The 13,493-nt window shown below is 66.5% G+C and carries 11 protein-coding genes; 4 read left to right on the top strand and 7 right to left on the bottom strand.

Features of this window, described 5'->3' with window-relative positions; genetic code table 11:
- Positions 1 to 7: 7 nt before the first annotated feature.
- The 3 genes from moaD to H6717_19040 are packed head-to-tail and all read right to left on the bottom strand — an operon-like array spanning position 8 to position 2,279.
- Positions 8 to 256 carry a molybdopterin converting factor subunit 1 gene (gene moaD / locus H6717_19050; GenBank protein ID MCB9579135.1) on the bottom strand — a complete coding sequence of 83 codons (249 nt, stop codon included), beginning with the start codon at positions 254 to 256 and terminating at the stop codon, positions 8 to 10.
- The gene (locus tag H6717_19045; GenBank protein ID MCB9579134.1) at positions 253 to 777 is read right to left on the bottom strand and encodes an SRPBCC family protein; all 525 of its coding nucleotides are present in this window, start codon (positions 775 to 777) and stop codon (positions 253 to 255) included. Before H6717_19045 ends, moaD begins: the two co-directional genes overlap by 4 nt.
- Positions 778 to 788: 11 nt before the next feature.
- Positions 789 to 2,279, bottom strand: coding sequence for a hypothetical protein (locus H6717_19040; protein ID MCB9579133.1), 1,491 nt, complete (start codon positions 2,277 to 2,279; stop codon positions 789 to 791).
- A gap of 150 nt (positions 2,280 to 2,429) precedes the next feature.
- Between H6717_19040 and H6717_19035 the strand changes: the two genes are divergently transcribed.
- Entirely contained in the window at positions 2,430 to 2,903 is a 474-nt protein-coding gene (locus H6717_19035) for a TerB family tellurite resistance protein (GenBank protein MCB9579132.1), read from the top strand.
- Between the two features lie 6 nt (positions 2,904 to 2,909).
- Here H6717_19035 and H6717_19030 read toward each other — a convergent pair whose 3' ends face one another.
- Both H6717_19030 and H6717_19025 read right to left on the bottom strand, forming a co-directional pair.
- The gene (locus H6717_19030) at positions 2,910 to 3,929 is read right to left on the bottom strand and encodes a hypothetical protein (protein MCB9579131.1); all 1,020 of its coding nucleotides are present in this window, start codon (positions 3,927 to 3,929) and stop codon (positions 2,910 to 2,912) included.
- Positions 3,930 to 4,069: 140 nt separating this feature from the next.
- Entirely contained in the window at positions 4,070 to 4,651 is a 582-nt protein-coding gene (locus H6717_19025) for a hypothetical protein (protein ID MCB9579130.1), read from the bottom strand.
- A 157-nt stretch (positions 4,652 to 4,808) separates the two neighbouring features.
- On the opposite strand from H6717_19025, the gene H6717_19020 reads away from it, so the two are divergent.
- The 3 genes from H6717_19020 to H6717_19010 are packed head-to-tail and all read left to right on the top strand — an operon-like array spanning position 4,809 to position 8,343.
- A complete protein-coding gene (locus tag H6717_19020) occupies positions 4,809 to 6,623 on the top strand; it encodes a VanW family protein (GenBank protein ID MCB9579129.1) in 1,815 nt (604 codons plus the stop codon).
- Complete coding sequence (locus H6717_19015; GenBank protein MCB9579128.1) at positions 6,620 to 7,426, top strand: peptidyl-prolyl cis-trans isomerase; 807 nt, start codon at positions 6,620 to 6,622, stop codon at positions 7,424 to 7,426. The genes H6717_19020 and H6717_19015 overlap by 4 nt, the downstream gene beginning before the upstream one ends.
- Positions 7,423 to 8,343: a HupE/UreJ family protein gene (locus H6717_19010; GenBank protein ID MCB9579127.1), complete on the top strand. Its 921-nt coding sequence runs from the start codon at positions 7,423 to 7,425 to the stop codon at positions 8,341 to 8,343. The genes H6717_19015 and H6717_19010 overlap by 4 nt, the downstream gene beginning before the upstream one ends.
- Here H6717_19010 and H6717_19005 read toward each other — a convergent pair.
- Positions 8,330 to 10,378: a metallophosphoesterase gene (locus H6717_19005; protein ID MCB9579126.1), complete on the bottom strand. Its 2,049-nt coding sequence runs from the start codon at positions 10,376 to 10,378 to the stop codon at positions 8,330 to 8,332. The genes H6717_19010 and H6717_19005 overlap by 14 nt on opposite strands.
- Positions 10,379 to 10,474: 96 nt before the next feature.
- Positions 10,475 to 13,438 carry a hypothetical protein gene (locus H6717_19000; GenBank protein ID MCB9579125.1) on the bottom strand — a complete coding sequence of 988 codons (2,964 nt, stop codon included), beginning with the start codon at positions 13,436 to 13,438 and terminating at the stop codon, positions 10,475 to 10,477.
- Positions 13,439 to 13,493: the final 55 nt, after the last annotated feature.

Genomic DNA, 13,493 nt, shown 5'->3' with positions numbered 1-13,493 from the left:
AGCGGAATCAGCCGCCCGCGACCGGCGGAATCACGGCCACCACGGCGTCCGGGTGAAGCGCCGCGTCCAGGTTCGCGAACTCTTCGTCGATGGCGAAGCGCACTCCCGTGAGTCGTCCGAGGAGCTCCGGATGCACGCTCTGGATGTGTGCCACCAGATCCGAGAGGGTGCGCATGCCTTCCGGAAGCGTGAGGCGCTCTTCGCCCTTGCCCACGAGATCGCGGACCGCGGCGAAATACAGCACCTCCACCGTCATGGGTGTTTTTCCAGGTAGCGCTCGAGGCCCTGGCTCACGCTGAGCAGATTGGGCGTGATCTTCTTCACCAAAAAGTCTTCCACGGTCTTGCTCACGCTCTTGCTCAACAGGCGTGGGACGCCCTTGATCTTGGTGGCGTCGATCAAGATTTCGCCGCGGATCTCGAGACGGGTGCCGCCCTCGACCTCGACGAAGCGGTTCTTGCCGGCGCAGGACACGGCTTCCTTGAAGGAGTGGGTCTGGATGCGCCACTCGCAGGTGTGATCCTTGGCGTTCCAGGTCGCGTAGTCCATCCAGGAGAGCATGGACTCGCTGAGCACCACGCGCGCGGCCGAGGGGATCTCCCCGCCGCCGTGCCACTCGTTGACGTAGCGTACGATGTCTCCGTTCTCCTCGTGCTCCTTGATCTCGATTCGGCGCACGTTCGGCAAGAACTCGACCAGATCGACGAGCTGATCGCGATAGACGGAGAACACCCGCTCGAGCGGGAAGGGGAGGGTCGAGTCTGCGATGAGTTCCATGTGTGGAGAGCTTAGATCCCGTATGCAAATCCGAGAGTGGGCGCAACGACCGGAGCGAAAGCGGGGAACATCGCCCGTCCCGCGACTTCCACCACCATCGCTGCCTCTGGAGAGACCGCGTACTGCAGTCCGACGCCGGCACCGCCGAAGGCGGGCCCCGCCTTCTGGTACACGTCCAGCTTGTACTGCTTGTCGTCTCCGGAGCCATCGTCGTCCACGACGGTGGTGCTGACCCGGGCATTGGCCTCGCCCACGCCGCCGTTGGCGAAGATGTAGGGCCGCACGCCTTTTTCCTTGAACGGATCCTTGTTGAAGTAGAAGGCGAAGCGTGCCTCGGCGTGGATGGGCAGGAACGTCTTGCCGTCTTTCTCCGGTCGACCCAAGAACGCGAACCCGACGCGCGTGCCCAGAGTCATGCGAGTGCCCAGCACGCGGTCGTAGCCGGCCATGACTCGCATGGTGCCAACGCCCATGCCGCCGTTCAGGCTGTTGGAGGTGCCGCTGGGAACCGGTGTTCCGGTGTAGGGCACGCCGCCGGCGAAGAAGCACGACAGCTTGCCGTCCTTCTGAGCCTCCGCGCTGCAGGCGTCACTGGTGGACGACACCACCGTCAGGTCCGGGGAGAAGGAGAGTGAGAACCAGTTGCGCTTGCGCTTGGCCTCGGCCTCCTTTTCCGGGTGGCTCACCGTCGCAGAGTCCACGCAGGAGAGGTTCACGCACTCCTGGGACCCCGGGCAGTCGTCGTTCGTCTCGCAGGATAGGCGTTCCTGGGGTCGGGGACATGCCGAGGGCGGCACCTTGCCCGGCAGGGAAGGCTGGCGGCCGCTGATGGACGCCTTGATCTCCACCACGCGAGGCTCGGCGGCGGAGCCGGCGCTGGCGATGCGATCCAGGTTCACGTCGAAGGCGGTGACGAAGTAGGCGAGCTTTCCCGGCTTCTCGGTAGCGGTGCAGGGGATGTAGCCGCCGAAGCCGTCGCCCATCTTGGAGAGCTTCACTTCCCGCCAGTCCTCGGAGCCGGGCATGCGATAGCGCACCGTGACGCTGGCAGGCTCGGTGCCCTCCGGCGGTTCCACGTATACCGGGATGGAGTGGTAGGTCGCCTGCTCTGCCCAGGGCTTCTCTTCCAAGACTTCCACCGGAGGCGCCTGGGGTCCGGTGGGCGTCGCGGGCTGCGTCGCCGCCTTGGCTTCGTCGAACGCCTTTTGCACGTCGCCCGTGAGATAGGCGCTGTCGGGCTTGGCGCTCGGATCGGCTTCCAACATCTTCTTGAACGCGTCGACGGCGTCGCTCGGTTTGGCGAGACCGGCCGCGTACACGGTGCCGAGGCTTCCGTACAGCTCGGCCAGCGTGGCGGATTGGCACTTGTCCTTGCCGCAGGTCTTGATCGCCTTCTGCAGCTTCGCGAGCGCCGCGTCCATGTTGGTGGCGAGGTAGTCCTCTTCCATCGCCTGACGGCTGAGCTTCTTCGCGCGATCGTCGGCGCCGGCCGCGCTCGCCACACTTGCCGCGAGCATCATTGCGGTGACCGCCCCCAAAGCACCACGAACGGTTCGACGGGAAAGCATTGGCATTTTGAGAGGATGTTATGTGATTTCGTCGCGTTTGGCGTCAATTCTCCACGCCTCATAGCTGTGGTAGAAGCCGAAAACATGACGGAAGAGCAGCGGCTGGGTCGGGACGTGTTCATCGCGCTGGCGGCCATCGGCTGGGCCGATGGGAACTTGGACGCGGATGAGGCCGACGCCATCGTCAAGACCGCCATCGAGGCCGGGCTCGAGCTCGACGAAATCGCCGAGATCGAGGAGGCCACCAAGAACCCGGTGGACATCGGCGAGATCGAGCGGCGAGGCCTCTCCAAGGAGGATCGGCTCTTCGTCTATGCCGTGGCCTCTTGGATGACCTGGCTGGACGGCGAAGTCAGCGACACCGAGACGGCAGCGTTGGCCAAGCTGGGGGACGCCCTCAAGGTCCCCGAGAAGCCTCGCGAGCACGCTGACGCCATCATGCGCGAAGTGGCGCACCAGACGGAGGACATCCGTCCGGCACGCTACGACTTGCAGGCGCTGCGCGCGATCATTCACGAGCGCCTCGCCGAGGCGCAGCGCGCGCGCGAATCGTCCTGACCGCCGTCAGTTGCAGCGATTGAGATTGGACGGCAGTCCCGGTGACTGCGAGCAGGTCTGGTTCGGATTCATGCAGATCTGTCCGGGGTGACAGATCTCGCGCTTGTTGGGGCCGCCGCAGCTGTTCTCGCACTTCACCGACGTGTAGCGGTTCTGCTGGAAGCTGAAGGTGCCGCAGCAAATCTGTCCGGGGCAATCCTCGGGGCCGTCGCAGGTCACCGGCAGCGTGTCGCAGTTCGGGCTGGTGCACGCGCAGGGTGTGTTGGTGGCGGCGCAGTAGTCGAGACCGGGGTCGAGCACGCAGCACTTCTCGCCGGTGTTGCACACGTCCGGATTGGTGATGCCGCAGGTGGTGCCGGCATTCCCCGCCGTTCCGCCGCTTCCCGCCATGCCCCCGGTGCCGCCAGTGCCCCCGGTGCCCCCGGTGCCGCCAGTTCCGCCGCCGCCGCAGGGCTGAGACGGAGGACCGCCGAACTGGCTCGGATCCACGCAGCCGAGGCCGATGAAGGTGTCGAGCACGCCGCACATTCCGCTGGGCTTGCAGCAGCCGTCGAGGGTGAAGCCTTGGATCGTTTGCTGCGGACAGGTCGGATCCAGCTTGCCGTCTTGGCCGAGCTCGATGCACTGGCCGCCGATCAAGCTGCTGGAGATGCCGCACTTGTCGTTGACGCAGCAGGAGTCGACCTGCCCGATGGGGACGTTGGGTGGCGGACACGCGACGCCGCCGCACACCACGCCCGTGCCGCCGGCGCCCCCCGCGCCACCGGTGGAGCCGCCCGCGCCGCCGGTAGAGCCGCCCGCGCCGCCGGTGGAGCCGCCGCTTCCGCCACTCGCTCCGACGCCGCTGGAGCCCCCGTCCGTGATTCCTCCGCCGGTTCCCCCAATGCTGCCGCCAAAGCCGGAGCTGCCGCCGGTCGTGCCGCCGTCATAGCCTTGGAAGTCGATGTCGGTGGAGCCGCCGCAGGCGGCCAGCACGCCGAGCAGCGTGAGGGTGGAGATCGTGGAAAGAGTGGTGAGCGATTTCATGAGCAAGCCTCCGGCGAAAGCGCGCGGAGCTTACGGCAAATCTCCATCATGAGCGACCGATGCCAGAGCGGGTGGAAAATTGCGCTGCTCGCGCCTGTTGTTGTTCCGCCGCGGAACCAAGCCCGGAGCGGGCGGCGGGACTACGCCAAGAGCTCGGTCTTGGCGACCGGGTAGCCGCTGGGGCGCTGCACGGCGTAGGAGAGCGCCAGGATCTCGATCAAGACCGTGCGGTACACGACGTGGACGTCGTCCACGTCCACTTCTTCGGCGTGGGCTTCGAGCGTGGCGTCCACGTGCTCGTGCACGAACTCGAGCAGGTAGGGCTGCTCCATCGCGATCACGTCGTCGCTGTCCAGCGCCTCGGCGGGGTCCGCCCGGCGGAGCTCTTCGTCCAGCGTCAGGAGCTCGTCCGTGGCGGACAGCTCCTGTTCCTGGATTTCTTCCATGTGCTCGCCGTGCATTTGCTCGAACGCCAGCCACACGGCCAGAGCCAGGAAATAGCCGAGGGCCAGCGCCGTCTCGTCCAGCGGCTTGCCCAGGGTCTCCGCCACGTGGGCGGCCAGCGCCGGCTGCGTACGCTCGAAGCGCTCGAAGGCGTCGTCCAGTTGCTCTCGCGCTTCGTCGTCGTCCTCTGCCAAGCTCTCGCGCACGGCGTCGAGGGCGTGCATCGGGACGCGCGCATAAGGGGGGACCGGACGGATGGCGGATCTACGAACCCACACCTGGAAATTCTTAGCACGGCCCGCCGGAACTTCGCGGCTTTTTTCCCCGCACGATGACGCTTGTGCCCGAGGCGCGCCGGGTTAAGACACGCTGCCGAGCGTCATGGACCCGGAAATCCCCAGCAGCCACGCGAGCCCCCAAAGCGGCGGCTCGCCGATGCAAACTGCACGCCGCCGGCGGCGGTGGCTGCTGCTGGCCCTCGCGCCTTTGCTGTTGGTAGTCGTCGCTTTCGCTTTGGATCGTGCGCTGTCAGAAAACGAGATCTTGCGCGGCGTGTGGGTCGGGGATCTGGCGCTTTCCGGATTGACGAAGAACCAAGCGAAAGAGCGAGTGCGCGAGCTCGGTGCGCGCCTCGGTTCCCTGCCGGTTCCGGTCAAGGTACGCGGCAAGCTGTACGAGATCAGTCCCAAGTCCTTTGGCTTCGCCGTGGACGTGGACGCCACCGTGGAGCGGGCCTTCGCCGTCGGGCGAAACACGTCGCTCCCGTCGCAGCTCGGCTGGTGGCTCGCCGGCTGGGTGAAGGCGAATCGTCTGGAGCTCAGCGCCAACGTGAGCGACGCGGCGCTGACGGACGCCATTGCCGGCGTGGAGGCGCGTGCGGTGGACGACCTGCCCTTTGCCGGTCGCGTACGCTTCGACGGAAGCCGGGTGCAGGCCGAGCTGCCGCGCTCGGGCCACCGGGTGAGCCGCGACCAGGGCGCGGAGCTGGTACTGGCTCAGGCCAAGCGCCTGACCCGTACCGCCGTGGAGCTGCCTCTGGAAGAAGCCGCGCCCTCGACGGCGGACGGTGCGGTCAAGGCCGCCGCGCGCCGTGCTTCCGAGCTGCTCTCCGGGGACGTCACGCTGGTGAGCCTGGAGGGTGACGCGAAGATCTCGTTTCACCGTGCAGATCTCGGCCGTGCGCTCGTGAGCGCGATCAGCGACGACGGTCACCAGCTGGAGCTCACCTTCGACGCGAAGACCATCGACGGGTTGCTCGCGAGTTATCGCAAGGAGAGTGAGCGCCCGCCCGAGGACGCATCTTTCGCCATCGATGGCGACAAGGTCAGCGTGGTTCCGAGCCGTCCCGGCACCCTCTTGTCGGCAACTCGCGTGGCAGATGCCGTGCTCGAGGCGGCCAGCTCCAAGGCGCGCGTGGGCGTGCTGCCGCTGGTTCGCGGCGAGCCCCCCAAGCTCAGCACGGAGGACGCCCTGGCGCTGCGCATCAAGGGCCTCGTGAGCCAGTTCACGACGTTTCACCCGTGCTGCCAGCCGCGCGTGGACAACATCCATCGCATCGCGGACATCCTGGACGGCTACATCGTTCGTCCGGGGGAAATCGTGAGCTTGAACGCGGCGGTGGGCCCGCGCACGAAGAAGAACGGCTTCGTCGCCGCGCCCACCATCGAAGAAGGCGAGATGGTGGATTCCCTGGGCGGAGGCGTGAGTCAGTTCGCCACCACGTTCTTCAACGCGCTCTTGCGCGGTGGCTACGACATCCTCGAACGCCAGCCCCACAGCTACTACTTCTCCCGCTATCCGATGGGCCACGAGGCGACGCTGTCTTGGCCCAAGCCCGACATCATCTTCAAGAACGACACCGAAGCGGGCATGCTGATCAAGACCAGCTACTCCGGCACCAGCATCACCGTGAAGGTGTACGGCGACAACGGAGGGCGGAAGGTCCGCCTCACTCGTTCGGCGCAGTTCGACACCAAGAAGCCACCGGTGGAGCTCATTCCCGACGAGGACGTGCCGCCGGACGAAGAGAAGGTCAAAGAGAGCGGGCAGATCGGCTGGAGCGTGATCGTGGGTCGCGTGATCCGCTTTGCGGATGGCCACGAGAAGGAAGAGAAGCGCAAGGTCATCTACAGCCCGCGGGTGCGCCGCGTGCGGGTGCATCCGTGTCGCATTCCGGAGGGCGAGCCCGGCTACACCGGCAAGGATTGCCCGGTTCCGGACGCCGGCACCGAGCCGGACGCGGGACCGTGAAGGCTCTGCTGCGCGAGCCCCTAGTGCACTTCTTGTTGCTCGGAGTGGTGCTCTTCGGCGCCGAGCACCTGCTGCACCCGGGCCCCAAGGACGAGACCATCGTCGTCAGCTCGGAGCTCGAGAACGAGCTCTTCGATGCCTACACGCGGGCCAACGGTCACCCACCGAGCGAAGAACGCAAGGCGGCGCTGGTGTCGCGCTGGATCGACGAGGAGGTCCTGTATCGCGAGGGCAAGAAGCGTGGCCTCGGTCAGGACGATCCGCGCGTGCGCGCCCGCATTGCCGACAAGATGGGCTTCGTGCTTTCGAAGAAGGCGGTGCTCCCGAAGCCCTCCGAAGCGGAGCTTCGGCAGTGGTTCGCGGAGCATCGCGACAAATGGGCGAAGGCCGCGCAGGTGGACTTCATCCAAGTCTTCATTTCAGGGAATGACGAGACGGCGCGGAAACGCGCGGACGCGCTCCTGAACCAGCTGCGAGAAGGTGCAGACCCGGGGGGCCTTGGGGACCGCTTCAGCGGGGGGCGCCACTATCGCCGTCGCAGCATCGAGAGCCTGCGCGCGGCCTTTGGCGACGAGTTCGTGCGCGGCCTGCGCGAGCAGCAAAGCGGAAGCTGGTCCCTCCGGGAGTCACGCTTCGGGCTGCACCTGGTGCGCGTGGAGCGCTGGACCGCGGCCACGGCCCCCACCCTCGCCGACGTTCGCCAGCAGGTGCTGGACGACTACCAGCGAGCGCAAAAGGACGAGGCGCTGGCGCGCGAGGTGTCCGCTCTTCGGCAGCGGTATCGCATCCGGAAGCAGCCATGAGGTTTCTGCTGCTCCTGCTCGCGGCGTGGCTCTTCGCGCTGCCTGCCCACGCCCACGACTTTCGCCCGGGGGTGCTCGCGCTGGTGGAATCGGCGCCCGGTGTGTTCGACGTGGCGTGGACGCCGCCCCTCGACAGCCGAGGCGAGGACTCGAACGTTCGGGTTCGCTACCCGGAGGGCTGTGAGCTCGTCGACGCCACGCTCACCTGCAGCCATGACCTTGCCGGCGCGTTGCGCTTCGAGGGACTGCACTCTCCCACGATGCGCGTGGCCGTGGAGGTCACTCGCCTGGACGGCACCCGCAGCGAGTGGCTCGTGGGCAGCAGCAACCCCTCGGTGGATCCGGCCTCCGCGCGCCCTCGTGGTGTGCTCGCCTGGATCGGCCTGGGGGTCTTGCATATCTACGCGCTCGATCACGTCGCGTTCCTCTTGGGCCTGCTCTTGGTGGTGCGCACACTGCGCCGGGTCGTCTTCACGGTGACGGCCTTCACCTTGGCGCATTCCCTCAGCTTGGCCCTCGCGGTGCTAGGCGTCATCCACGTCCCGAGCGCGCCGGTGGAGGCGACCATTGCCGCCAGCGTGTTGCTGGTGGCCCGCGAAGCTCTGGTCGACGCTCCCACCCTGACCCATCGCGCGCCCTGGTTGGTGGCACTGGGCTTCGGTCTGGTTCACGGCCTGGGCTTCGCGAGCGCGCTCTTCGAGCTGGGGCTGCCGGCGGGCATGCGAGCGGGCGCTTTGTTCGGGTTCAACGTGGGCGTCGAGCTCGGCCAGCTGACGCTGGTCGGCGTCTACTTCGCCGTGATGGCGCTGACGCCGCGCAAGCTGCCGCGACTCCGCGCGTTGGCCTGCTACGCGATGGGCGGCCTCTCGGCCCTGTGGCTCATCGAGCGGAGCCTCGCGATCTTCACTCCGTCGTGAATCGGCTGACGGGCGTCGAGACGCTGTGCACGCAGTCCGTGACCGTCGCGTACCATTCGTAGGTGCGCCCGGGCTTCACGTCCGCGAGCACCACGTTGGCGGACACCGCCGCGTGGGCCACCTCCCCGACCACCTGGAACGGGCCCCCCGCACCGCGCAGGTCTATGGGTAGCGTGAACTCGCTGTCGTCGTCGGTCTCGAACTTGTCGAGGGTGGGTGAATAAGTGCGCACCGTCAGCTCGTTGCTGGCCGGCGCCAGCTCCCAGATCCTCATCCAGCCGTTCCCGCCGTTGGTACGCCCCTGGTAGTCCGCCAGCATGGAGTGGATCACGTTCCCCTTGTAGGTGTCCGTGCGGCGCGCCTCCGCGCTCACGTGTCCGCAGGTCATCAGCTGCAGGTTGTCGACGTCCTTCAGGGCTTCGTAGATGGCCTTGCCTTGGGCGCCGAAGTTGCCGGTACTTCCCACGATGTAGTGGGAGTTCAGGATACCGAAGCTCTCCGGGTGCTGTTCGAAGATGCTGCGAGCCCAGCTCAGCACCGCGGGGCTCGGGTCGGTGTTGTACTGCAGGTTCACGACGACGAAGTCGAGGCCGCCGGCCGAGAACGTGTACCAGCTCTCGTCGTTGTCACTGCCGTAGTGGCCGCCGTAGTAGGAGCGTCCTTCGAAGCGCGAGACGCCGAAGTACTTGTTGAAGTTCGCGGTGCCGTCCGCCGTGCCGTTGGGCACCTCGTCGTGATTGCCCACCCCTACGCCGTAGGGCAGGCCGTCGGGTAAACCCGCCACGGCACCCTCCAGCTCCTTCATGGCCTTGTCGGCGATGGTCCACTGATAGGTGAGGTCGCCCTTGTCCACGATGTCCCCGTTGTGGATCACGCCGGCGATGTCGTAGCCGGCGTAGTTGTCCATGATCCACTTGGTCTGGTCGTAGAAGAAGTGCTCCCGGCCCTTGCCCTCCACCGTGTAGTACTGCGTGTCCGGCAGCACCACGATGCTGAAGTCGTCCATGGTGGACAGCTCGCGCAGGTGGAACGCCACCGACATGTCGTCGCCGTCCGGATCGCTGATGTCCACGGAGAGCTTGGCGCCGGCACTGGTAACGGTCGCGCCGTCCGCTGGGGATGGGTTGTCCAGCTCGGGGGGCGCGCCCTTGCCGAGCGGCGCGCCCGGGGTGACGAACGTCGCGCCGTCGATGCTCCCCGTCGCCGACCCAACGCTGTCCGCTGCGTCGGAGTCGAGCGCCCAGCGCCCGACCAAGCCACTGCCGGAAACAGACGTGTCGTACATTCCGTCGGCGAGCTCCGCCTCCGTTCGCGCGTGGTCCCAGACTCTGAGCTCGCCCACGGCGCCATGGAGATGCCCGGCGGCGACGCCGGTCGAGTTGAACGCCGTGCCGATACCGAAGTGCTGAATGCTGTCGTGGCGCGGGGTCGCCGTCGTGGCCGTGGTGCCGTCCAACTGTCCATCCAGATACAGGGAGAACGTCTGGCCATCGAAGGTGGCGGCCACGTGATGCCACACGCCCCAAGTGACCTTGGTCTTGCCTTTGACGGGATGATTGGCGCCACTCGCCATGTCCTCGAAATCCGCGCCCAGGACGTCGCCCCAGAAGCCGAAGGCGTAGTTGCAGTCGAGATTGCTGCCGTCTTTCTCTCCGCGGCCCTTGCCGGCAATGGGAACCAACGACAGACCACCGACGCCGGTGCCGGCAGTTTCGCCCGGCCCGTCGCGCCGAACCCAAGCCTCGACCGTGAACTTGGCGAGGCCCAAAGCGGACGCAGGACCCATGCTCACGGCATCGTCGGTGCCATCGAAGGACAGCGCGCTGGTGTCGAGCTCGACGCCTTCGCACATCTTGGGTTCCGGGGCGCCCCCACTACCCCCACCGCTCCCGCCGCCGCCCGATCCACCGCTGCCGCCGCTCGCGGCTCCGCCGCTGCCGCCCGTGCTGCCAGCGACCGCACCCTCGTCGCTCCCGCTGCACGCCGCAAGCTGCGTCAGTGCCAAGACGACGAAACCCACACTCGAAAGTCGCATCGCCGGCTACCGAGCAAGATGCGCACCATCACGTTTGTCCGGGTAGATCGCCCGGCCGGCTGCCAACCAGCGGTTGCTGGCTGCCAACCTCGGGTTTCACATCGCTCGGCCGGCGAGGGACGCGGGAATCGAGTCCGAGGGCGGGCGGGGCTTCAGTACCAAGGCGCGTCCCCGGCGTCCGTCCAAGCGCACCCGGAGTGGGTGCTCGAGCTCGACGTGGCGCACCAGCTCCGTTTCACGAACCACGGGCAGGCGATCGAGAAAGTCCCGATCGACTCGCGCGTTCGCTTGCGGAGTGGCGGTGAGGTAACCGAGCCGTGCTGACGTCACGTTGTGGAAGAAGTGGGTCCCCTGGCTCGAGTCGAGCAGCTCCCCCCGGAGCGGAACCTCGACGATCACGCGGGAGTGGGCGATGTGTAGCCAGTCCACCGGGATGCCGAGCGACGGATCGGACGAGCCAAAACGGCCGGGGCCGATCAACAAGTAGCGTCGATTGTGGCTTCCCAGGTAGTGATCCATCTCACGCAGATCCTGAGCCGCGCGTCGAGTTTCCACGCTACTCAAGTCAGTGCGCTTGACGTAGACGATGTCGCGGATGTCGTCGATGCGGCCGTTGCCCAAGGCTTGCTCGGTACGCACGATGATTTCGTTCGGATCGTAGCGATCGAAGTCGACCTCGAGGCGGCCGTTGTCGAGCCCAGCCATGGGCCGTGCTTGCAGCACGTACAGGCGTGGCACCTTCGGCGTTCGGCCCTCCGGCGCCTGTCGGCCGAAGTCGCCCATATCCACCGCGAACTCGATCTCCACCTCCGAGCCCATGGCCTGCCCCACGGCGGCAAGCAGCTCCACGATGGCCTCCGCCAAGGGGATCGCACGCCAGCGCAGCACGTTGTTGAACGTGATCAATCGCGGTCCCGCCAAAGTGAGGTTTTCGCGAATGGCGTCGTCCTCGGCACAGTACACACTGCCGGCGAGGGCGAGGGTGCCATCCTTCTCGGCAGCTTCGAGATCGTACAGTCGCAAGAGGCCCGACGGGTCCGCGGTGAGGTCGACCAGGGGTGAGCTCAAGTCGAGCGCATAGAACTTGCGCTGGGTCGTGCGCAGCACCTGTTCTGGACGCGAGAACTGCGGCAGCACGCCGGGGTGGGCCGGGCTGAAGCGGAGCCCGAGGCCGCCGCCCACGACCATCTGCCCGAGTCCGAGGGCGATCACGCACAAGCCTTCGTCCGAGCGCTGCGGGCCGATGGGATAGTAGTTGAAGGATTGCGCGACACCGGAAACGTGTGGGTAGAAGCGATCCCCGAACTGCTGGCCCACGAGCTGCTGCACCACGACCGCCATCTTTTCTTCTTCGGCGCTGTGGGGATGGCCCGCGGTGTAGGTCCGGGCCTCGCGCGCGAACATGGAGGCGTACACCGCGCGGATGGCGCGGCACACTTCTGCCAGCCGCACGTCGGGGTCGGGGTGGTTGTTGGGCAGCATGTAGGTCGCGTACACGCCGGCGAAGGGTTGAAAGCGTGCGTCCTCCCGCAGGCTCGAGGAACGCACGGCCAACGGCCCGGTCAGGGTGCTGCAGGCTTCGCGGAGCTCGGACACGAGCTCTTCGGAGAGCGGCACTTTCATCAGCTGTCGGCGAACGGCGGGATCGTCGAGCCCCTCCAAAGACTTCAGGTCCACGCGCGCCATGAAGCGATCGAACTCGCTGACACCGATGGCGACGGTCTTCGGGATGCGGATTTCCAGATTGGGAAAGTGATGGAGCAGCTGTCGATTCACGAGCAGAGCGCTGACGAAGCCGATGCTGCGCGCCTTGCCGCCGATGGACCCGGAGCCCAGCCGGATGAAACGATTGCTGGCGATGCGCGTCCCGGCCTCCAGGTCCGTCACCACGCCGGCCTGGTCGTGGTCCGAGGCTTCTCTCAGCACGTCCTGCAGGTAGGAGCGGATGCGCTCGGGCGTGCGGAAGTCCGTGATGCTCACCCCCCGGGTGTGGCGCGCGATCTGAAACATGGAGCGCGCCTTGAGCCAACGAGAGAAGTCGTGCTTCTGAGCGTGGTCCAGGATCGCGTCCAGCGGGACGTGCTCGAGCGCTTCCACCATCTCCTGCACGCTCTTGGCCTTGGCCAAGGGCGTACCGTCCGGTGCCAGGAAGGTGAAATCCCCGAAACCCAGCTGCTCCTGCAAGAAGCGCCGCACCGTATGCATGAAATCCGGCGCGTTCTTGTCAGCAAACCAGACGCCGAGGATGGACGCCTGCTCGGCGATGGACGCATCCGACGATTGCAGCAGCACCGGTGGTGGATCCTCGCGGCTGCGCAAGAGCTTGGTGAGCTCGATGCCGGCAGCGTGCTCTACGCGGCCGGCTCGTGGAAAGGAGACGTCGCTGATCACGCCCATGAGGTTGTCGTGCCAGCGATCGCAGATGGCCATCGCTTCGTCGAAGCTGGTTGCCAGACGGATCTTCGGCCTGGCGTGGATGCGCAGCAGACGGTGCCATTCGTTCACGCCTTCGGCGACCAGCGAGCGAGATTGCCGCAGGAGCTCCGGGTACAGCAGCGTGAGGAAGTTGGAGTAGGTGCGGACGCTGTCTTCGACCACCATGATGACCTGGACGTCACCGGTTTCCACGTCGTGCTCGACGTTCAACCGGTCCTCTACCAGCTTCACGATACCGATCAGGATGGCGGCGTCCCCGTTCCACAGGAACACTTCGTCGAAGCAGCTCGGCGGAGTGTTGCCAGGGAACGCGGTGAGCTGTTCTTCGTCGAAGGCGAGCAGCACCAGAGGCAGCTCTTCATGGCGTTCCCGGATGGAGCGGCCGAGCTCCGCCGCGTCGGTCTTCACCAGCGAGCTGGCGATGATGACCATCTGGAACGGCCGCCGCTCCAGCAGGGAAAGCGCCTGCTCCGCCGTGGAAGCGTGGGTGATGCGCGGTGCCCAGGACAGCTCCAGCTCGGAAAAGCTGGCAAAAAGCCGGCGGGTGAGGGGGCCGTCTTCCTCCAGCAGGAAGGCGTCGTAAGCCGACGAGACCAGCAGCACCTCGCGCACGCGGTGAGGCATCAGCGAATGGAAAAGGTCCCGCCAATGCGTGCGGATGCGAGGTAGTGCCGGCCTC

It is taken from the genome of Polyangiaceae bacterium, from assembly GCA_020633235.1.
Lineage (GTDB): Bacteria > Myxococcota_A > Polyangia > Polyangiales > Polyangiaceae > JACKEA01.
This window is presented reverse-complemented; position numbering and strand designations above follow the sequence as displayed.